The organism is candidate division WOR-3 bacterium, from assembly GCA_039804025.1.
In the GTDB taxonomy this organism is placed as follows: Bacteria; Hydrothermota; Hydrothermia; order Hydrothermales; family JAJRUZ01; genus JBCNVI01.
This window is the reverse complement of the sequence record JBDRZP010000007.1, coordinates 65779-85317: the sequence shown is the minus strand read 5'-3', so window position 1 is coordinate 85317 and position 19539 is coordinate 65779. Positions and strand designations below refer to the sequence as shown.

25 protein-coding genes are annotated in these 19539 nt (G+C 30.4%); 14 read left to right on the top strand and 11 right to left on the bottom strand.

Going from position 1 to position 19539, the window contains the following annotated elements:
• From ABIN73_04030 to ABIN73_04015, 4 genes are all read left to right on the top strand, one after another.
• The coding region (locus ABIN73_04030) for a hypothetical protein (GenBank protein MEO0268893.1) at window positions 1–654 on the top strand (654 nt) is incomplete at its 5' end.
• Between the two features lie 8 nt (window positions 655–662).
• Complete coding sequence (locus ABIN73_04025; protein ID MEO0268892.1) at window positions 663–1082, top strand: hypothetical protein; 420 nt, start codon at window positions 663–665, stop codon at window positions 1080–1082.
• Between the two features lie 14 nt (window positions 1083–1096).
• Entirely contained in the window at window positions 1097–1981 is an 885-nt protein-coding gene (locus tag ABIN73_04020) for a hypothetical protein (GenBank protein MEO0268891.1), read from the top strand.
• Window positions 1982–2663: 682 nt separating this feature from the next.
• Window positions 2664–3239: a hypothetical protein gene (locus ABIN73_04015; protein ID MEO0268890.1), complete on the top strand. Its 576-nt coding sequence runs from the start codon at window positions 2664–2666 to the stop codon at window positions 3237–3239.
• An 85-nt stretch (window positions 3240–3324) separates the two neighbouring features.
• Here the strand turns inward: ABIN73_04015 and ABIN73_04010 are convergent, their stop codons facing one another.
• Entirely contained in the window at window positions 3325–4092 is a 768-nt protein-coding gene (locus tag ABIN73_04010; protein MEO0268889.1) for a hypothetical protein, read from the bottom strand.
• Window positions 4093–4405: 313 nt separating this feature from the next.
• On the opposite strand from ABIN73_04010, the gene ABIN73_04005 reads away from it, so the two are divergent.
• The gene (locus tag ABIN73_04005) at window positions 4406–5593 is read left to right on the top strand and encodes an MFS transporter (GenBank protein MEO0268888.1); all 1188 of its coding nucleotides are present in this window, start codon (window positions 4406–4408) and stop codon (window positions 5591–5593) included.
• A 189-nt stretch (window positions 5594–5782) separates the two neighbouring features.
• Here the strand turns inward: ABIN73_04005 and ABIN73_04000 are convergent, their stop codons facing one another.
• Entirely contained in the window at window positions 5783–6223 is a 441-nt protein-coding gene (locus ABIN73_04000; GenBank protein ID MEO0268887.1) for a hypothetical protein, read from the bottom strand.
• Entirely contained in the window at window positions 6186–6608 is a 423-nt protein-coding gene (locus tag ABIN73_03995) for a hypothetical protein (GenBank protein MEO0268886.1), read from the bottom strand. Before ABIN73_03995 ends, ABIN73_04000 begins: the two co-directional genes overlap by 38 nt.
• Before the next feature lie 170 nt (window positions 6609–6778).
• Between ABIN73_03995 and ABIN73_03990 the strand changes: the two genes are divergently transcribed.
• The 3 genes from ABIN73_03990 to ABIN73_03980 all read left to right on the top strand — a co-directional run bounded on the left by ABIN73_03990 (window position 6779) and on the right by ABIN73_03980 (window position 9137).
• A complete protein-coding gene (locus ABIN73_03990; protein MEO0268885.1) occupies window positions 6779–7273 on the top strand; it encodes a hypothetical protein in 495 nt (164 codons plus the stop codon).
• A gap of 27 nt (window positions 7274–7300) precedes the next feature.
• A complete protein-coding gene (locus tag ABIN73_03985) occupies window positions 7301–8011 on the top strand; it encodes a DNA-formamidopyrimidine glycosylase family protein (GenBank protein ID MEO0268884.1) in 711 nt (236 codons plus the stop codon).
• Between the two features lie 109 nt (window positions 8012–8120).
• Window positions 8121–9137 (top strand): hypothetical protein, encoded by a 1017-nt coding sequence (locus ABIN73_03980; protein ID MEO0268883.1) that lies wholly within the window; start codon window positions 8121–8123, stop codon window positions 9135–9137.
• A 2-nt stretch (window positions 9138–9139) separates the two neighbouring features.
• On the opposite strand, the gene ABIN73_03975 is transcribed toward ABIN73_03980, so the two are convergent.
• From ABIN73_03975 to ABIN73_03940, 8 genes are read right to left on the bottom strand one after another with little or no spacing between them, the layout of a single operon-like run.
• The gene (locus ABIN73_03975; GenBank protein MEO0268882.1) at window positions 9140–9838 is read right to left on the bottom strand and encodes a sugar phosphate nucleotidyltransferase; all 699 of its coding nucleotides are present in this window, start codon (window positions 9836–9838) and stop codon (window positions 9140–9142) included.
• 21 nt (window positions 9839–9859) lie between these two features.
• On the bottom strand, window positions 9860–10330 hold the full coding sequence (locus tag ABIN73_03970; protein MEO0268881.1) for a MauE/DoxX family redox-associated membrane protein: 471 nt from the start codon (window positions 10328–10330) through the stop codon (window positions 9860–9862).
• The gene (locus tag ABIN73_03965) at window positions 10296–10754 is read right to left on the bottom strand and encodes a rhodanese-like domain-containing protein (GenBank protein MEO0268880.1); all 459 of its coding nucleotides are present in this window, start codon (window positions 10752–10754) and stop codon (window positions 10296–10298) included. The genes ABIN73_03970 and ABIN73_03965 overlap by 35 nt, the downstream gene beginning before the upstream one ends.
• Entirely contained in the window at window positions 10755–11417 is a 663-nt protein-coding gene (locus ABIN73_03960; GenBank protein MEO0268879.1) for a rhomboid family intramembrane serine protease, read from the bottom strand.
• Between the two features lies 1 nt (window position 11418).
• Window positions 11419–12732 carry a thymidine phosphorylase gene (locus ABIN73_03955; GenBank protein ID MEO0268878.1) on the bottom strand — a complete coding sequence of 438 codons (1314 nt, stop codon included), beginning with the start codon at window positions 12730–12732 and terminating at the stop codon, window positions 11419–11421.
• Entirely contained in the window at window positions 12714–13907 is a 1194-nt protein-coding gene (locus ABIN73_03950; protein MEO0268877.1) for an aspartate kinase, read from the bottom strand. The genes ABIN73_03955 and ABIN73_03950 overlap by 19 nt, the downstream gene beginning before the upstream one ends.
• The gene (locus ABIN73_03945; protein MEO0268876.1) at window positions 13900–15042 is read right to left on the bottom strand and encodes an aminotransferase class I/II-fold pyridoxal phosphate-dependent enzyme; all 1143 of its coding nucleotides are present in this window, start codon (window positions 15040–15042) and stop codon (window positions 13900–13902) included. Before ABIN73_03945 ends, ABIN73_03950 begins: the two co-directional genes overlap by 8 nt.
• Window positions 15043–15057: 15 nt before the next feature.
• Window positions 15058–15831 (bottom strand): SAM-dependent chlorinase/fluorinase, encoded by a 774-nt coding sequence (locus ABIN73_03940; protein ID MEO0268875.1) that lies wholly within the window; start codon window positions 15829–15831, stop codon window positions 15058–15060.
• A gap of 50 nt (window positions 15832–15881) precedes the next feature.
• Between ABIN73_03940 and ABIN73_03935 the strand changes: the two genes are divergently transcribed.
• The 6 genes from ABIN73_03935 to ABIN73_03910 all read left to right on the top strand — a co-directional run bounded on the left by ABIN73_03935 (window position 15882) and on the right by ABIN73_03910 (window position 19538).
• A complete protein-coding gene (locus ABIN73_03935) occupies window positions 15882–16910 on the top strand; it encodes a PorV/PorQ family protein (protein MEO0268874.1) in 1029 nt (342 codons plus the stop codon).
• Window positions 16911–16987: 77 nt separating this feature from the next.
• Window positions 16988–17101, top strand: coding sequence for a 50S ribosomal protein L36 (gene rpmJ, locus ABIN73_03930; GenBank protein ID MEO0268873.1), 114 nt, complete (start codon window positions 16988–16990; stop codon window positions 17099–17101).
• 3 nt (window positions 17102–17104) lie between these two features.
• Window positions 17105–17485: a 30S ribosomal protein S13 gene (gene rpsM / locus ABIN73_03925; GenBank protein ID MEO0268872.1), complete on the top strand. Its 381-nt coding sequence runs from the start codon at window positions 17105–17107 to the stop codon at window positions 17483–17485.
• Entirely contained in the window at window positions 17485–17871 is a 387-nt protein-coding gene (rpsK, locus tag ABIN73_03920; protein ID MEO0268871.1) for a 30S ribosomal protein S11, read from the top strand. The genes rpsM and rpsK overlap by 1 nt, the downstream gene beginning before the upstream one ends.
• Window positions 17872–18501, top strand: a complete 630-nt coding sequence (rpsD, locus tag ABIN73_03915; GenBank protein MEO0268870.1) for a 30S ribosomal protein S4 — start codon at window positions 17872–17874, stop codon at window positions 18499–18501.
• 35 nt (window positions 18502–18536) lie between these two features.
• Window positions 18537–19538, top strand: coding sequence for a DNA-directed RNA polymerase subunit alpha (locus tag ABIN73_03910; GenBank protein MEO0268869.1), 1002 nt, complete (start codon window positions 18537–18539; stop codon window positions 19536–19538).
• Window position 19539: the final 1 nt, after the last annotated feature.

The window sequence follows — 19539 nt, the reverse complement described above, 5'->3', positions numbered from 1 at the left end:
TATGAAATTACTTGGCCCCCTCTTCCAAGATGGGATGGGGTGTGCATTGGACCACTTGTTGATCTACCAAATAGTGCTTGGGTCAACTGGGGGAGTTGGGATTCTACAGCATTTATTCCACCTGGTGATTCTGCATCTGGTTTTTCTTTTAAAACATATATTTTCCCACCAAAGAAAACACTTTTACCTGATATAAATGATTTTTATGTGGAAGGTTATGCTCCTATTCCTTCGTTCCCGGAAGGTGAGGCTCCTGGTATGATTCCGGGTTATGATGACTTAACCCCATATGGACCAGGGAAAGTTTATAAGACAGTAGGTCCTGGTCCTTTACCACCTGGGGAGTGGAATTTTGATTCAACTATGTATTTTGTTTCAGATTCAGGATTTTATCATCTTATTGATAGGGTGAATAAATGTTTTGAGCAGAACTGGCTAAAGGAAAGGGCAAAGGATCATTTAACAAGGATGTATGAAAGAGGGTTAAGACATTATCAGAATAACAGGGTTGAACAAGCAAGAAAAGTTTTAAGTCAGGTTATTGATTATCTTGAAAGGGAAAGAGGTAATTTAGTTTTTGATGAGGCATTTTATGTTTTATACTACAGAACAAAATTTGTAAGTGAACACCTTGCATGGCCTGTTAAAAAATAAAATATAAAGTGCGATTAAATCAATCTGTCAATAAATATAAAAAAGTTGGAGGGACAAAATATCATCATGGTCCACCTGGGTGGCAGGAGGATCACAATCACTTTTGTATGCCGGAAGTTGCTAATGCAATATTTGAAATAGCAGAGGAATATGTGGATAGTGGAGGGGAAAGAATTTATATAAATGATTTATCCTTGCCTTACGGTGGATTGTTTGATATTGAAGGAAATTGGCAAACCCCACACTCCGAACACAGATTGGGAAATAATGCAGATATAAGCGGAGCTGGAAATAATGGAAGATTTTTAAGGGAAAGAGTAATGAAGAGAAGAATTATTCCTAATGTGAGCCAAAGACTGAGAATTTATATAGATGCACCTTTTGAGAGTGAAAAACATCATTATCATTTTTATTTCATACCTTATTGAAAGGAGGAGGCAATATGAAAAAATTTTTACTTTTATGTTTAATTGTGTGTTTCAATTTATATTCTCAAAGAGAAGAAGTTCAAATAATTGTTCCTGTCGAGGATAATTTTGAACTTGAGGTAAAAACTATAATATCTATAGATAGTTTAGATACCACCCGATTTATATTTAAATATACATTAATCAGTTCCCCTTCAAGTGGTCAGCCAGTTAGACTTTTTGAAATTTCCCCTCCTTTTGGGAAAGATGGTGATACATCTATAGCACCGAATCACTGGAGCACTCTTGGGACTCCTCGAAGAAGTTCATGGAATTCAAATGGAGAAAGATATGATCTTTTACCTGGTGATACTTTATCGGGTTTTGTTTTTATCATAAAAGAATTACCTGATATTTCTTACTGGTATGCAGAGGGCTCAGATACAATATATTTTCCTGAAATTAGAGGTGGACCTCCCTACATTAGTGAGAAAAAATGGGTTAGGGATTCTCTTAATAAAATTTATTTTCGAAAAACGCCATTTGGGCCGGGGAAATACGGTTATACAGTAGGACCAGGTCCTTTACCGCCTGGTTGGTGGAAAAGGTGGAGTTGGGGTGATTCCACATATTTTGTTTCAGATTCAGGGTTTTATCATTTAATTGAGAGGTTGAATAAATGTTTTGAGCTGAACTGGTTAAAGCAAAGAGCGAGGGATCATTTATTAAGAATATATGAGAGGGCATTAGTAAATTACAGGACTCATGGAATCGAGCATGCGCAAAGGGTTTTAAATCAGGCTATAAGTTATCTTAAAAGGGAAAGAGGCAAATTAATTTTTGATGAGGGTTTTTATATTTTATATTACAGAACTATTTTTGTAAGAGACCACCTGTGGGGAAGAGGTGAGAAGAAATAATTAATACTTTATCTTTAAAGAATATCCTGTTCTCCTCTTCGTCAATTCCCTTATGTGCTCCTAAGATTTTAGACTTCCCTTCTGTGAAAAATTTTAAAGAGATAATAGAAAGAATTTAAATTGCCATGTTATAATTTGGAAGAAATAGAGAAAAAACACGGTGAGATAGTAAAAATTCGCAGGCTAAAGCCTATCATTTTTATAAAATCTTCATATGGGAAGCCGCACCTTTTAAGGTATAAAGTAACAAGTTTTTTAGAATATTGTTTCTATTATCCCTCATATTATCTTCACCCTTAATTTTCCAAAAAAACAAAGGTTCTATAATTTTATGGTAGCGTTAAATTAATTCTCCGGTTGTATTTCGCAGGCTAAAGCCTGCGCCTACCATTTCTTTGAAAATTTTAAATATTTATTCCCATATTCTATAATTTTATGGTAGCCGCACCCCTTAGGGTGCGTAAAAATTCTATCAAATTTTTTGAAAAATAGGCAGCAAAAGAAGCTTTTGAAGTTAAAAAGATTGCGGTATATTTATGGAAAAAAGCAAAATAAAGAACATTTTGTAGGAGGCACTCCTTTTAATCTTATTGAGCCAAAAAAATTTAATATTGTTATGGTATTCTACAATCTGGCTGATTTTTTGTGTTAATAGTAGAGGATGTATTAAAATATTTCCATTGTGATATTATTTCGTATTGATATATTAAAAGGTCCTTTATCTTTTAAGGCAGAATTTGATGTCTGGTGTGATAAAAAGCTCCTTTATAAGGTTATAGAAAAATCATCCGATTTTTTTAGAAATATACTTTTTTTTACTAAATTGCGCATGGCTTTTCCATTAGAGATGGAATTTATGGATTTTAAGACAGGTAACCAATTTAATATAAATAGAGGTTTTTCATTTTTAGTCCCATCTTACAAAGTTTCATTGAACAGAAGCCCCTTTATATCATTTTATCCGCGAAAAATTAAATTGTTACCTTTCTTTCCTTCATTTATGAGCTATGAAATCAGAAATTCCTATAATAGGGTAATAGGTTTTACTTTTTTTAAAAATCCTTTTATCTTCGGCTTTCAGAAAGGTGAGGTAAAGGATGCAGAAGAAAATACTATTGCGACATTTGAGTGGAAAAATTTTTCTTTATGGAAAGGATATAAGAATTGTGATGTATTGGTTTCAAGTGAAGATGAGAGATGGAGCATTATTTCTATTATTTCAGCTATAATTAAAGGTCTATACCTTCAGCAGAGGTAGTTTTAATAAATTTTTTTAATTTACTGTTTATTTTTAAAAACAAAATTAAAATACTTTACTATTTACAAACTTTTAAATTATATAATTAAAAGCCTAAATTAACCCCAAACCTGTATGCTGGTACGACAGGAAACTGTGCATGATATGTCCATCCTTGCCATATCCAGTCTTCCATTACAGTGCCTGGTTCAGTTGCAGTGCCACCTATTTCAAAAAATATCCCTAATGTCATTATGTTTTTATGATCTGATTTCAGATTAAAATCTGTTCCTAAAATTAAAGCATAAGTTAGTGCAATATCTGATAAGATCTGGCTGTATGCGCGGGAACCATCTTTATTACCGAAAGCAATTTCATAAGGAACAAGTCCCAAAGCTATACCTAAATATGGTTCAACAACCTCGGTAACCGGGTAAATAAATTTTGCTCCAATTCTTCCCATGGTTGCTTTGGAAATATAATAAATATCATTTGGTAAAGTAGGCGAGATATTATCCTCATGGTTAGGATCTGCATCCCAAACAGCGATACCTTCAAAATAACTACCTTTTTTCCCCATAAGTAGTCCTGATCTTAATATTGCGATATCCAAAAACAATCCTATTTTCTTTAAAGGACGGATACCTAGACTCATCCCGAAAAAGTAACCATCAAAATATTCACGATCAATATTAGGATCAACAAAACCCCAGAAACCTACACTTTGATTGTGTGTAGCATATAGATCTTTTGAAAATCCGCCTATAAATTTAATGTTTAACTTAAATTTTTCTTTTTTCTCGCTATCCTGGGGAGCTGAAAACAAATTGCTAATAAAAGCAAATACTATAAAAGAAATTATTTTTTTATCCATAATTTCCCCTCCTTTTGATTAAAAACTATGATACGGTTTTTTTAATATTTTTTCAAGTTACGTTTCAAGAAACTTGTTATTACTTTATTTTTAATTTTTTTATTACAGCTTTATCTAATCTCAAACAATATTGGACATTTTCAAGAAAAATTATGATTTCAAAAGTAATTTTTAATACCAATTTTAAGAAATTAATGAATATAACACTGATTCCATCTCGTAGATTAAATAGGTTCAAAAGATAAGAAAGTTGAAAAAGAAGGTGTTAAATATACATAATTAAAATTACATTTTTCCAACCTATCACATAAAAATGTTCAAATTTAAAAGAGATGCGGTTTTATTTTTAACTGGAACGTTTCTCTTAGGTTTCGGGCTTTCTGGTTTTAGATTACTTTTTAACCTTTACTTAAAAGAAATTGGATTTGGTGAAGGTAAAATAGGTTTTCTTCTTGCTTTAATGACATACTCAACAATGTGTATGATTTTCCCCGTTGCCTTTATTTCAAAAAAATTGAAAATTAAACCAATTTTTATAATAAGTCTTTTTCTTTCGATAGCTGGCTCTCTTGTTTCAATAATTACATACAAGTATTCACAAATTGCACTTGGTATGATTATACTGGGACTTTCATCTTCTTTTTTCTCAGTTATAAGCGGACCATTTATGATGCAGGTAAGTTCAACCTATGAAAGACCCCATCTTTTCAGTTTAAATTTTGCTGTTTCCCTTGCATCAGGAATACTTGGTAACATTCTTGCAGGAAATTTACCGGTAATTTTTTTAAAAAATAATATACCACTAATTTCTGGATTCAGATTTACAATAATAATTCATATATTGATTTCTCTTTTATCCTTGTTACCTTTTCTTTTAATAAAAGAAGAAAAACTATTTAATGATAATAATCTGAAAATTTTTGATATAAAAACTTCTAAAATCCTGATACTAACTCTTTCCATTCCCCATATACTTGTTGGATTTGGCGCAGGTTTAACTGTTCCTTTTTTGAACCTTTATTTTAGAGACAGATTTTTACTTGATTCTGCAAAAATAGGTTATCTCTTTTCTGTTTCACAGTTTATGATGATAATAGGAACTTTAAGTGCACCATTTTTCTCAAACATTTTAGGTAAAATAAAAACTGTTATTATCTCACAGATGTTTTCTGTTCCCTTTTTATTTATTTTAAGTATCACCTATAATTTGCCCCTTGCATCAATCTCTTTCCTTTTAAGGGCAACACTTATGAATATGGCTCAACCTCTTGTTATGAATTTTTCTCTTGAAATTGTTCACGAAATTGATAGGCCGCTTGTTTCAGGAATTTTGAATATGGCATGGCTTTCAGCATGGGGGATAAGTGCAAATTTAGGTGGAAAACTAATAGAATCACATGGCTATTTTATACCCTTTAATTTAACCCTTATCTTTTATGTGATTTCAAGTTTTTTATATTATTTATTTATCTTACCCATGGAAAAGGGAAAAAGAAATTAATCTATTTGAATTTTTTTCCCATCTGATCAGTTTTTTTTTATAATTAAAATGGTAAATTACATATTTTTTTATTGTTTTCCCTTTGCCTTTGATTGGTATTAATAATTTATTTCTCCGTTTTTAAGATAAGGAGGATACTTTCCTTCCTTTTTATTCAAAAAAATATGATAAATATCTGTTTCAAATCTTTTATCTTTTAAACAATAAGAAATTAACTTGAAAGATTTTTTTAGGTGTGATTTTATAGAAATCTTGAAATTCCAGTTTGTCTGTTAAATCCAGATAAATTCTGAATTTTTCACAATCAATTGTAAAATTTATTTCGCTGAATATGGATTTTTCATTTATTTCAAAATAAAGAGTGGATATCAAAGCTCCTGTATCCCTATCAAATATCGTTTTTATTTTATCAAATAAAAAAGCGGCTTTTAATAAATTGAGAGTGTCCGAGCAATAAATTTCTATGTCCTTTTCTTCTTTATAAGTAAAACTCCCCTTTAGAGTATCAATTTCATTGAATATTAAATTTTTTATGTCAAAGCATATTATTTTCTTTGTAAATTTCATAAATGGTTTTCCATTCTTAAAAACTTTAAACTCCTCTTTTATATAAAAAAAACAATGTATCATTCCTTCTTTTATAATAATTACTCACCTCTTCATTATATAGACTATCTTCTTCAATTTTTGTTTTTATAATATAGTTTGAAATATTTCTTTTTTCTATTTCATAAATTTTCATCTTGTATATATGAATACCATTAAAGTATTTTTCTGTTTTCAAAAGTATTAACCTTTTATTTTCCTTATCAACAAGAAGATTTTTAAATTCTATTGTATCTTCCACCCATAAATATCCTTTATCTTTTTCACATTTTAAAAATGCTTCTTTCACCTTGCCTGACTCACCTTTAAATATTTCAATTCTAACAATATAAAAATCTTTAAATTTAAAGGCAGTTATATATGTGCCCTTAATAAAAGTTGATGCTATAATTAAATATGATAAAAGCATTTTCAATAAAATTTTAAAGCCTGCATATTGTTTATTTTAAAAAATTCATAAATTCTTAAATTATAATTCCCTCTTGTATTTAGTTTCAGTAATTTAATTATTTTATAATTTTAAATTCTAAGAAAATACTGAAGATCTGTAACTATAATAAAAAAGGTTAGGTGTTAAAATTGGCAAGGATAAAGGAAAGGATTTCCCTTAAAGAATGTGAGGAAATTGTTAAAAAAATTGAGGAAGTTTTGAATAAAGAAAATATTAAATTTGGAGTTTATGGTTCTTATATAAGAAAGGAAGAAACTATCGGCGATATAGATCTTTTAATAAATGAAAAGGATTCTGAAAAAGTGAGAAAAATTTTAAAAAAATTTCCTTTTTATGATAGAATTGAAATATACTCCCTTCCTGAAGAATACAAGGATTCATGGGAAAGTTTTTCCCTTTATTTAATAGGTTCCGGTAAGTTCAATGTCTGGCTGAGGGGAATTGCCAAAAGGAGAGGATTTTTATTAAATCAATACGGCCTTTATAAAAGAGATACAGGGGAACAAGTCACAACAAAAGAAAAAGAAATTTTTGAGATTCTTGGAATAGAATTTATTCCCTATGAAAGAAGAAAAGAAATTTATAGAAATGAATGGAAAAATTATTTAAAAATAATAAAGTGACATAAATTTAAAATGGAAGGCCCGGGTGTGTATTTGATTAAAGAAAAGCTCTCTTTTTTAAAAGGAAAAATTCCTCTTGCTGTTAGTGGTAATACCAAGGAAAATAAAGAAATAATTGTAGGTAAAAAGTTATTGGATGTGAAATCATTCGGAAAAAATTTAATTTTTGAATTTGATTCTTTTTACTTATTAATACATTTTTTAATGTATGGTTCATTTAGAATAAATGAAAAAAGAAAGGATAAGGATGAAAGACTTTCAATCAAGTTTAAAGATACAGTGATTAATTTTTATAATACCTCTGTAAAAATAATAGATAAAAAAGATTTTGTTTACGATACAACAATAGATGTGATGAGCAAGAATTTTGATAAAATTAAGGCCAAGAAAAAAATTAAAAATTCAAATAGATTAATTTGTGATATACTTTTAGACCAGAATATATTCGCAGGTGTTGGAAATATAATAAAAAATGAAGCCCTTTTTAGAGCAGGAATCCATCCTTTAAGTATCGGTAAAAATATTGAAGAAAAATTTATTAATAAATTAATAGATAATGTTTTATTCTTTTCCCGTGTTTTCTATATTTTAAGAAAAAGAAAAAAAACTTTGAAAAATAAACTTTTAATCTATGGCAGAAAATTTTGCAAAATATGCAATAAAAAGGTAAAAGTTAAATATACAGGGGAATACGAAAGAAAAACCTACTATTGTGAAAATTGTCAGAAAATTTTTTAAACTTTTAAAGAATTAATTTGAAAAAATTTTTTAAAAAACTTAAAATTACAAATTGTGTTTAAATTTATAAAAATTTCAGTATTGATAAATCTAAAAAGGAGGCTGTCCTATGGAAGGTTTTATTATTGGTACATTTCTATATGTGCTCCTTGGCACTTCAATTATACCCCTAACTGATTATAGTTCAGGTGGTATAAATCTTAAAGTACCAAGGGGTTGGGTTGTGGATATTTTTCCTGAACAGGGGCAGATTGTTATTAAAAATTCTCCTTCCCTTGAAACTGCATCCATTACATTGATGACAGGTTATCTAACAGATCAGAATCTGGATGCAATTAATCTCTTAAATTCAACTCTTAATCAGTATGGAAATGTTAATATAGAGTCAAAAAAGGAAAGTAAGGAAATGGCCAGTGCCAGGGGTAAAATAGAGTATGGAGGAAATACCTATGATTTTTCCTGTTTTTATATAGTTGATTTTAAAAATAAAATTATATATTACGGAAATTTCATTGCTAATAAAAGTGAATTTGAAAAATCAGGCGGAGAATCTCTGCTGTATGAAGTTGCTAAAAGTCTAAATTTTGAGGGCTTTAGAGGTGAAAATCTTTTTGCCCTATCAAAAACGGAAAAAGAAACCTATAAACAGGAGGGAATAAAAAGTGAAGAAAAATATTCTCAATCACCTGTAACAGCGAGTTCTTCTGTCATCGGCAAATGGAAAGGTGGAGCATCATATATCAGGTTAGTTGAATCCGCTGAAGGTGCTTTATATAATCCATCAGGTCTTGGTTCAAGTGAGGCTGAAGGGAATGAATTTACCTTTAATCAAGACGGGACATATGAACATGTATTTTCAGGATGGGTGAATCCAATGTATTTGAAAAGAACAGAAACAGGGCACTATAAAATAAACGGAAATCAACTTATACTTTATCCTCAATTTGTTAAACAGGAACCTTACTGGGAAAAAGGAGTTGAGCCTCCTCCAAGTGGATGGCCACCCCGTATTTTTACTTTCATTGAAATAACACAGAATAAAATAGTAATAAGAGGTCCCTGTGATAATGTGAAAATTGATTGTGAATCAGGTAAGGAGGTTGATTTAGAACTTAAGAGAAAGTGATTTTATTCTCCTCTTAGAAAATTATCTGCCTTTTTAACATCTTCATAAGTATCAAGGTCAATCCAGAAGTAACCTGAAACAGGGAAAATATTAAGTTTTGCTCTTTTAATTATTTCACTTATTGTTATCTTTTCTTTTTCTTTCTCAAGTTCTATTGCAAATTTTAAAAAATTTTTGTCAATTATAATAAAACCTGTATCGTAAGCATTGAACCTTTCAATATTTTTACCTATTTCAATAACTTTCCCATTTTCATAATAAACCTTTGTAGCTTCATCTTTATCTATATATTTACCAATCTCATCCACTATAAGTCCTTCACCATTAATTGCCTCTTTTAAAAAGTCCTTTTCATATATATGATCCCCCATAAGAACTATAAATTTTTCTCCCTCCTCAACATAGTCCTTTAAAAGATAAAGGGAATAACCATTTTCTCTCTCAGGGTATTCATTTATAACAATTTTTGCTTTTATCCTGTTATTTTCCACAAAATCTTTTAATTTTTTTGAAAATTTTGGATTTACTACTATTAAAAATTCCTCAACAAACTCTTCAAGATTTTTTATATTTCTGAGTAATATTTCTTTTCCTTTAATTTTAAAAAGTGACTTTGGAATGTTATTGGAAATTGGTTTTAACCTTTCACCTGTTCCTGCTGAAAGAATAACTGCCTTTTTTAATTTTTCTTTTACTTTCATTTTTTTTCTCCTTATTTATTATTAATGATAACATATTTTTAGCCTCTTCCTTAAATTAAATCCCAAGAGAAGAAAAAGCAAAATTATTAAATTCCTTAAAAGAGAAATAAAGCCTGTTTTTGGCTCTCCTCCGAATATTTCAAAACATCCACATTCAAATACCTTTCCCTTTATAATTACATAAATTATTGCTAAGGTAAAAATAAAAATAAGAAAAATTAAGGAAAAATACGCACCCTCCCTTAAAAATCCACTAATTAAAAAAAATCCTGAAAAAATTTCAATAAAGGGTAAAGTTAAAGAGAATAAATTTATTATTTTTAAAGGTAATATACCGTATTTTGCAACTGTTAAAGAAAATTCAAAAATGTTAATTAATTTGGTATATCCTGAATAGATAAATAAAACTCCTAATATAACTTCAATCAAAAAGAGTATGGTTTTTTTGTTAAAAAATCTATTCAAGGGGATAACCCTTTTTATTCCATTCATAAAAGCCCCCTGTATAAATTGTGAGTTCCTTAAAACCCGCTTCTTTTAAAAGTTCAGCAAGTTTGAAGGAAAGTTCACAGAATCCCCCGTCACAGTATATAATTATTTTTTTGTTCATATCAAGAATTGAAATAAAATTTAATGGATCGGAATAAAACTCAGTGTAAGGTATATTTATTGCACCCTTTATATGCCCTTTTAGATACTCTTCCCTTTCTCTTGCATCAATAAGAAGTATATCATCTCTTCCGATTAACTTTAAAAGTTTTTCAGATTCAATAAATGAAATTTCAGGATACTTTTTTGAAAGAAGGAAAACTTCTGTATTTTCTGGAAAAAGAGGGATTTTTTTATAAAAGGCAAAAAGGATTCCAAAAGTAAATGAAATTAAAAAAATTAGAATAGATTGTAGTATAAATTTCATTTAAAAAAAGAAGTAAACTCTCCTTTTTATAAAAAATCTTGCAACAAAAAATCCAAAGAGAAAACCACCAATGTGAGCAAAAAAAGCAATATTTGTAAAGGAATAACCAAGAGATAAAAAACCATTAAAAAATTGTGTTATAATCCAGAAACCAAGAAATATGAAGGCAGGAATGGGAACTATATCCCAGAAGAAAAAGTATGTAACAAAAGTTAGCACTCTTGCAAATGGGAATAAGACAAAATAAAAACCCAAAACTCCTGAAATTGCTCCAGAAGCACCGATCATTGGGACTTTTAAACCTGGATTAAAAATTGTTTCAAGAACTATTCCTGCAATTCCAGCGGATATAAAAAATACCGGAAACCAGAAAAATCCAAGAACATCCTCCACATTGTCACCAAATATATGAAGGTAAAGCATATTGAAAAATAAATGAGCCCAACCTCCATGAAGGAAAATTGAAGTAATAAAAGTGGGAAGTCTTTTTAAAGGTTCTTTAAAAAACAAATAGGGAATAAATCCGTTTTCATAAATAAACATTTTCTGAGATTCATCGGGTAACATAAATTCATAAATAAATATTATTACACAGGTAATTATTATTGAATAAGTCCAAAAAGGAAATCTTCTTGAGGGTATATTATCTCTTAAAGGTAACATATTATTCTATAATCTTATAAATTAATGTCCTTTCAGCAGGTTTATCAAGACTATAATCAAGGGAACTTTTTAAAATTTTTTTTGCCTCTTCAATTTTTCTTTCATCATTACATCTTATCTCATATATTTTTTCCCCTTTTTTAACATAAGAGCCAACTTTTTTATGAAGTATAATTCCAGCAACAGGATCAATCTTATCTTCCTTTTTAAATCTTCCTGCACCTAAAATTCTTGCTGTCTCTCCAATAAGTCTTGCATCCATTCTTGTAATGTAACCTTCAATTTCAGATTCAACAAATTCAATACACTTTGCTTTTATAAAATCATCAATTCTTGAAAATTCAAGAAGTTCTGTGCTTCCCCCGTGCTCTTTGATCATTTCAAAAAATTTGTTTAATGCCTTTCCATTTTTTCTTACACTATCAACCATTTCTTTACCTGAATCAAGATTATCTACTTTTTTAGCCATTAAAAGTAAATGGGCACATAGATTTTTTACAACAATGTCTAAATCCCTTATTTCTGCACCGTTTAAATAAAATACAGTCTCCATAACTTCAAGGCGATTTCCAACCATAAAACCAAGGGGTTCATTCATATCAGTTATAAGGGCTTTTGCATTCACTCCCATTTTCCTTGATACACTTACAAGGGATTCAGCAAGATTTTTTGCATCATCAAATTTTCTCATAAAGGCTCCTGAGCCTGTTTTTACATCAAATATGATTCCCTCAAGATTCAGTGATAGTTTCTTTGATAGGATACTTGCTGTTATTAAAGGAATTGAAGGAACTGTTCCTGTTACATCCCTTATTGAGTAAATTATTCTATCGGCAGGAGCAATTTCCTCTGATTGACCTATTATTGAACAACCTACTTTTTTAACAATTCTTCTAAATTCTTCAACACTTAAATCTGTTTTGTAACCAGGAATTGATTCCATTTTATCAACCGTTCCTCCTGTATGACCCAGTGAACGACCAGAAATCATGGGTATATAAACATTTAAGGATGCCATTATAGGTGCAAGGATAAGTGAGACTTTGTCTCCTACTCCTCCTGTTGAATGTTTATCAAGAAGCGGGGATACACCAAGAATATCAATGGTTTTACCGGAATTTCTCATAGCCTCTGTTAGAAAATATGTTTCATCTTCATTTAACCCTTGGAAGTAAATAGCCATTAAAAGAGCTGAAATCTGGTAATCTGGAATTTCGCCTTTTACTGTTTTTTCAACAAAAAATTCAATTTCTTCTTTTGTTAAAATTCCACCATCCCTTTTTTTCTCTATTATACTTAAGATATTAAGTTCCATTTTTTTGAAAGTATTTTTAAGGAATTTAAAAGGTCTTCCTCTTTTAAAAGTAAAATTATTCCTGGTCTTGAAGAAAATATTGCATAAATGTGAATTTTATTTTTCTGTAATTCTCTCATTGATTCTTCAAGAATAAAGGGAGAGTTCCCTATTCCGTAACCAACAAGAGTTAATATTCCCATTTTTTTCATAACCTTTATCTTTAATGGATTATAAAGTTCTTTAAGTTCCTTGATAACTTCTTTATCTATTTTTTTAACTTCAACTGCAAAGGAAAGATCAACACCCCTTTCATCCCTTATTCCATGAATGAAAAATAAAACATTTATATTTTTTTCATTTAAATAGCTTGCTGCTTGTGGAATTCTGAAATTTTCCTTTGCCTTTTCGAGTAAAAGTAAAGATACTCCTTTTTTCATAACAATTGCCTTAACATAGGCGGTCTCAATTGCTTCATTTTTTATCATTGTATAATCCTCTCTGTTTAATTTTTTAACATAAAATTTTAAGTCATACTTCATACCCAATGCCACAGCCCTTGGATTTAAAACTTCTGCACCATACTCTGATAAAAATAACATTTCTTCAAAAGATAACTCCTTAATTTTCCTTGATTTCTTTATAATTTTCGGTGGTAAAGCATATATTCCGTCAACATCCTTATAAAATATAACATCTTTTGTTTTTAGAAACACTGCTAAACTTGCTGCTGTTAAATCAGAGCCTCCCCTTCCAAGTGTTGTAACTTCTTTTTCTATACTTACTCCCTGAAATCCAGCTATTATTGGAATTTCTCCTTTTTCCAGAGTTTCAAGAATTCTCTTTCCCCTTATTTCTATTATTTGTGCTGAACTGTGTTTTGTATCAGTTAAAATACCTGCCTGAGAACCAGTAAGAGATTTTGAATTTATATTTCTTTCCTTTAAAGCCATTGAAAAAAGAGACATTGAGATTCTTTCTCCTGCTGATAAAAGCATATCAAGTTCCCTTTTGTCAGGATTTTTTGATATTTTTTTTGAAAGCTCAATAAGTTTATCAGTTGTATCTCCCATTGCTGAAACCACAATAACAGGTTTAATTCCTTTTTTTATTTCCTTTTCTATTTCACCTGCTGCAAGTTTAATTCTCCTTGTATTTTTTAAAACTTCTCCGCCAAATTTATAAACTTTAATCAATTTTATAAAACTCCTTTAATCTTTTTAATGCTTCGTCCAGTTTGTCATCAGGAATTGTAACACTAAATCTTATAAAACCTTTCCCCTCTTTACCAAATCCTTCCCCAGGAACAACAAGAACTCTTTTATTTTTAAGAAATTCAATTGAGAAATCATAACTTGAGAATCCTTCAGGCTTTGCCCATATATAAAATGTTGATTGAGAATCAAAAAATTTCATTTTTATCTCATTAAGGGTATTTTTAAGTTTTCTCCTTCTTTCTTTATATTTTTCTCTTATGGGTTTATTTAATCTTTCAAAATTTAAAAGGGCATAACTAGCTGCCTTTTGTATTGCACCGAATTGACAGTTATCAATAACTGTTTTAAATTTTGCAAGATTTTGAATAATTCTTTCATCACCACATACAAAACCAATTCTCCATCCTGTCATGTTGAAAGTTTTTGATAGGGAATTAAACTCAACACAATTTTTTTTACCTACCTGTAAAAGGGATATTGGTTCTTTTTCTTCATAGATTTCAGCATAACAGAGGTCATTTACAAGACAGAAATCATATTTTTTAGATAGTTTAACTGCATCCTTAAATAATTCAATATTTGCTTCTGCACCTGTAGGATTGTTTGGATAATTTAAATACATTAATCTTGTTTTTTTAAGAATTTTACTATCTATACGGGAAAAATCAGGTAAAAAAGAATTTTTTTCTTTAAGAGGCATTTTGTAAACCCTTGCACCTGCCATTTTTGAAGCAAGTTCATAGGCAGGATACGCAGGGTCAGGTATAAGGGAAAAGCTTCCCTCTTCAAGTATAACAAAGGCAAGGTGGCTTAACCCTTCTTTTGAACCAATTAGAACAAGTATTTCTTCATCCTTTAATTCAACTTCAAATCTTTTTTTGTAATAGTTTTTTATGGCTTCTTTAAGAAATTTGTATCCCTGGTATGGTGGGTATCTGTGGAAAACTGGATTTCTGGCTTCTTTAATTAAAATTTCTATAATTTCATCAGGTGTGGGAATATCAGGATCACCAACTCCCATATCAATGAGATTTTCCTTGTATTTTTCCTTTAATCTATCAAGTTCCTCAAAAAAGTAGTGAGGGAATTTTTTTATTCTTTTAGAAAATTTCATAATTTATTTTAAGAATCAAAAGTTTTCTTTTTCCCTTATTTCAATTTTTTCAGGGAAATGAGGTTTAATTATGTCAAAGGCACTTTTCATATTTGATGCAATTTCAATAAAACCAAAGCTTCCTTTTAAAAAAATAAGTTCCCCTTTTTTAACTTCTGCATAGGTTCTCTTTGGTCCTTCTATTAAAAATTTTTTAGTCTTTAAAATGTAATTTTTTCCATTTTGAATCCATTCATTTTCAATATCTGTTAGTATGTTACCAAATCTATCTTTTAAAACCATGTGTCCCTTTATTATTTTTTCACCTTTTACAGGCTCTTCAATCTTTAGCAAAACAGGTTCTTTATATTCTTTTAAATTTCTTATAATAAAAGGGGAGAGGGTAATTTTTGAAACCCATATTGAAAAGTAATCTCTTGCATGAAAGGTAGGTGAAGCTTTTTCAGGAGGTGGTGGAAGTTCATAAACTTTGCCTCCTTTTTTAATAACTAAGGTAAAGATTCCATTGTCAGGTCCTACAAAAAATCTATTTTCAAATTCAACTAAAATTCCCTTTCTTTCTGTTCCAACAGTTGGGTCAACGACACATAGAAAACTGGTCCCTTCTGGATAATCTCTGTATAAATAGTAAATCCAGTACATTGCAGATAAAATATTATGTTCTTCCACTTCATGGAAAATATCAATAATCTGGACTTTTCCTTGGGTAATTGAGTGAATTTTTGCTTTAACAGAACCTATGTAAGGTGAATTGTAACCAAAATCAGTTATAATTGTAATTAATTTCATTTTGCTTGCTTTTTATATTTTTTTAAATTATAATTAAAAAGGAGGAAATTATGAAAAAATTTTTATTACTTTTAATTTTCCCCTTATCTCTTTTTTCCTCTGCAAATGATGCAGCTGTGGTTTTTTTAACTATTTTTCCAGGAGCAAGAGCAGTAGGTATGGGAGCTGCTTTTACTGCTGTTTCCGATGATGCAACTTGTACTTTTTATAATCCTGGGGGGCTCCCTTTTATTAAAAATTTTGAGGTTTCTCTCCAGCATTCAAACTGGTTAACTGGGTTATGGCCTGATATGTATTATGAATTTTTTGGTTTTGTAAAACCTATGGGAGAGATGGGTTCAGTTGGGGGAAATGTTATATATTTAACAACAGGAGAGACAGAGGCATATATTGAGGGAAGTGATGCTCCGATAGCCCGTTTTGTTAATTTTGATTTTGCTGTTACCTTAAATTATGGATATAAAGTTTTTGAAAATTTAGGGACAGGGATAGGAGCAAAGTTTATTTATTCCTTTCTTGCACCTGACTGGCTTGTTAAAAGAGTTTTTCCTGAATCAGGTGGAGGGGGTACAGGTATTACATATGCTTTTGATTTTGGACTTCTTTATAAATCAGTGATGTTGGAAGAAAGCTCTTTTTTGCCTTCTGTATCTATGGGACTTTCCCTTTTAAATTTTGGTCCCGGGATAAGGTATACAAGAAAGGGTGGTGGCGAGGATCCCCTTCCAAGGACTTTAAAGCTTGGTTTAGCACTCTCTCTTTATGAAAGTGAAGCAGTAAAACTTATTTTTGCTACTGATATTACAAAAATTCTTGTGAATTTGAAAGCTGATTGGGATGAAAAGGGTTTTAATTATGTATGGTGGGAAGCATGGAAACATGTGGGTCTTGAGTTTAACTATTATGACTTTGTTTTCCTGAGGATTGGATATTTCCATGATGCTGAAGGTGTAAGGAAAGGACCTATGTTTGGTGGTGGTGTAAAACTGGGTAAATTTTATTTTGATGTAGGTGTGGATTCACCCATTTATGATTTTGATACTGACAATTACAGGTTTTCTTTAAGATATATTTTTTAGTTCAAAAAGACTTGATTTTTAAAAATTTTTGTGTTATAATAAAATTACTTTTAAAAAATTAAAAAAATTTAAAAACTATGAAAGTGAGAAGTGCGGTAAGGAAAATTTGTGCAAAATGTAGAATTATACGCCGGAAAGGGCGTGTAATGGTTATTTGTGAAAATCCAAAACATAAACAGAGGCAGGGATAAATAATGGCAAGAATTGCAGGTGTTGATTTGCCGAAAAATAAAAAAATTGAGGTTGCTTTAACTTATATTTATGGGATTGGTCCATCGAACTCGAAGTGGATCCTGAGGGAGACTGGTATTGATCCTGATAAAAAAGTAAAGGATTTAACTCCTGAGGAGGTGGGAAAGTTACAGAGTGCAATTGAGGGATTAAAAGTTGAAGGTGCTTTGAGGATGGAAATTTCGAGAAATATAAAGAGGCTTATAGATATAGGTTCCTATCGTGGATTAAGGCATAAACTTGGTTTGCCTGTCAGGGGTCAAAGGACAAGACATAATGCGAGGACAAGAAAAGGTCCAAGGGGTAATATTTTCAGGAAATTAAAGAGAAGAGGTGAAAAATAATGGCTAAAAAGGGAAGAAAAAAAAAGAAGGAAAAGAAATTATTAAATTTTGCTATTGTTCATATACAATCAACTTTTAATAATACTATTATTACAGTTACTGATGAAAATGGAGATACTCTTTGCTGGGCTTCTTCTGGTTCTGTAGGATTTAAGGGAACAAGAAAAGGAACACCTTTTGCTGCTTCAAAAGCTGCTGAAGATGTTGCAAAGAAGGTAAAGGAATTTGGTATTCAGGAAGTTGAAGTAAGATTAAAAGGTCCAGGTCAAGGAAGAGAGGCTGCTTTGAGAACACTTCATGCTCAGGGATTAAAGATTGTTGCTATAAAAGATGTGACTCCAATTCCCCATAATGGAACAAGACCACCAAAAAGAAGGAGGGTATAAATGGCGAGAATAACAGGACCTAAATGCAGGATGTGTAGAAGGGAGGGAATGCAACTATTTTTGAAAGGTGAAAGATGTTTGACTGATAAGTGTCCGGTAAAAAGGAGACCTTATCCACCAGGTTTTCATGGACCAAGGAAAAAACCAAGGCTTTCAATTTATGGACTTCAGCTAAGGGAAAAGCAGAAGGCAAAGAGGATTTATGGTGTTCTTGAGAGACAGTTTAGAAGATATTTTGAAATTGCAAAAAAAATGACTGGAAATACTGGAGAAAATTTACTTTCCCTTCTTGAGAGAAGGCTTGATAATGTTATTTATAGGCTTGGATTAGCAATGTCAAGAGCTCAAGCTCGGCAGATTGTGAATCATGGTCATGTACTTGTTAATGGTAGAAAGATTGATATACCTTCCTATCTTGTTAAAGAAGGTGATGTAATTTCTATAAAGGATAAAATTAAAGATAATCCCTTTGTTAAATATTCTCTGCAGAGAAAGGATATAAGGGTTTTGCCTGAGTGGCTTTCATTTGATCCCAATAAACTTGAAGGTAGAGTTTTAAGACTTCCTGAGAAAAAGGATATAACTTACCCAATTCAGGAAAGTCTTATTGTTGAGCTTTATTCTAAATAAAGGTTCTATCCCTTTAATTTTAAAATTATGAAAAAATGTATAGGGTTAATTTAACAATACCCGAAAGTATAAAAATTTTAACTCTTGATGATAAAAAAGGAGTTTTTGAGATTTCTCCTCTTGAAAGGGGTTATGGAGTTACACTTGGAAATTCATTGAGGAGAGTTTTACTTTCAAGTATAAAAGGCTCGGCAATTTTTGCAGTTCACATTGATGGGGTTTTGCATGAATTTTCTACTATTGATGGAGTTATTGAGGATGTTCCTCATATTGTTTTGAATTTAAAAAAAGTAAGGGTAAAATTTGAGGGTGATCTTCCATATAAGTCCATGGTTTTATCAAAGCAGGGAAAAGGAGAAGTAAAAGCAGGTGATTTTAGATTACCACCTGAGATAAAAATACTTAACCCTGAAGTTCACATAGCTGAACTTTCTTCTGATAAATCTAAACTTGCAATTGAGGCATTTGTAACGAGTGGAAGAGGTTATTTGACTGTTGAGGAAATAAAGTACCTTATAAAAGCTGATAAGGGATTCCAACCTATATTACCCCATAATTCCTTTTTCATTGATGCTGATTTTTCACCAGTAAGGTTTGTAAATTTCTGGATAGAAAATATGAGAGTAGATTACAGGACTGATTTTGAAAAGTTATTTTTGGATATTGAAACTGACGGTTCAGTAACTCCCTATGATGCTTTAATTGAAGCTCAGGAAATTATGATTCAACATCTTTCAAGTTTAAAGAAAATTTATACAGAGAAAAAAGAAGTTAAAGAGAAAAAGGTAAAAGAAATATCAAAAAAGCATATGGAAATGCTCGACGAGAGTATTTCCTTTTTAGATTTATCTAAAAGGGTTTCAGAAGCACTTGAAGAGGAAGGAATTAAAACGCTTTATGATCTTGTTACTTTAAAGCCAGAGGATCTTTTGAAAATTAAAAATCTTGGTAAAAAGTCAATAGAAGAAATAGAGGAAAAACTTAAAAAATTTGATTTGTACCTGGGAATGGAGATTTCAAAACCAATAAAGAAATAGG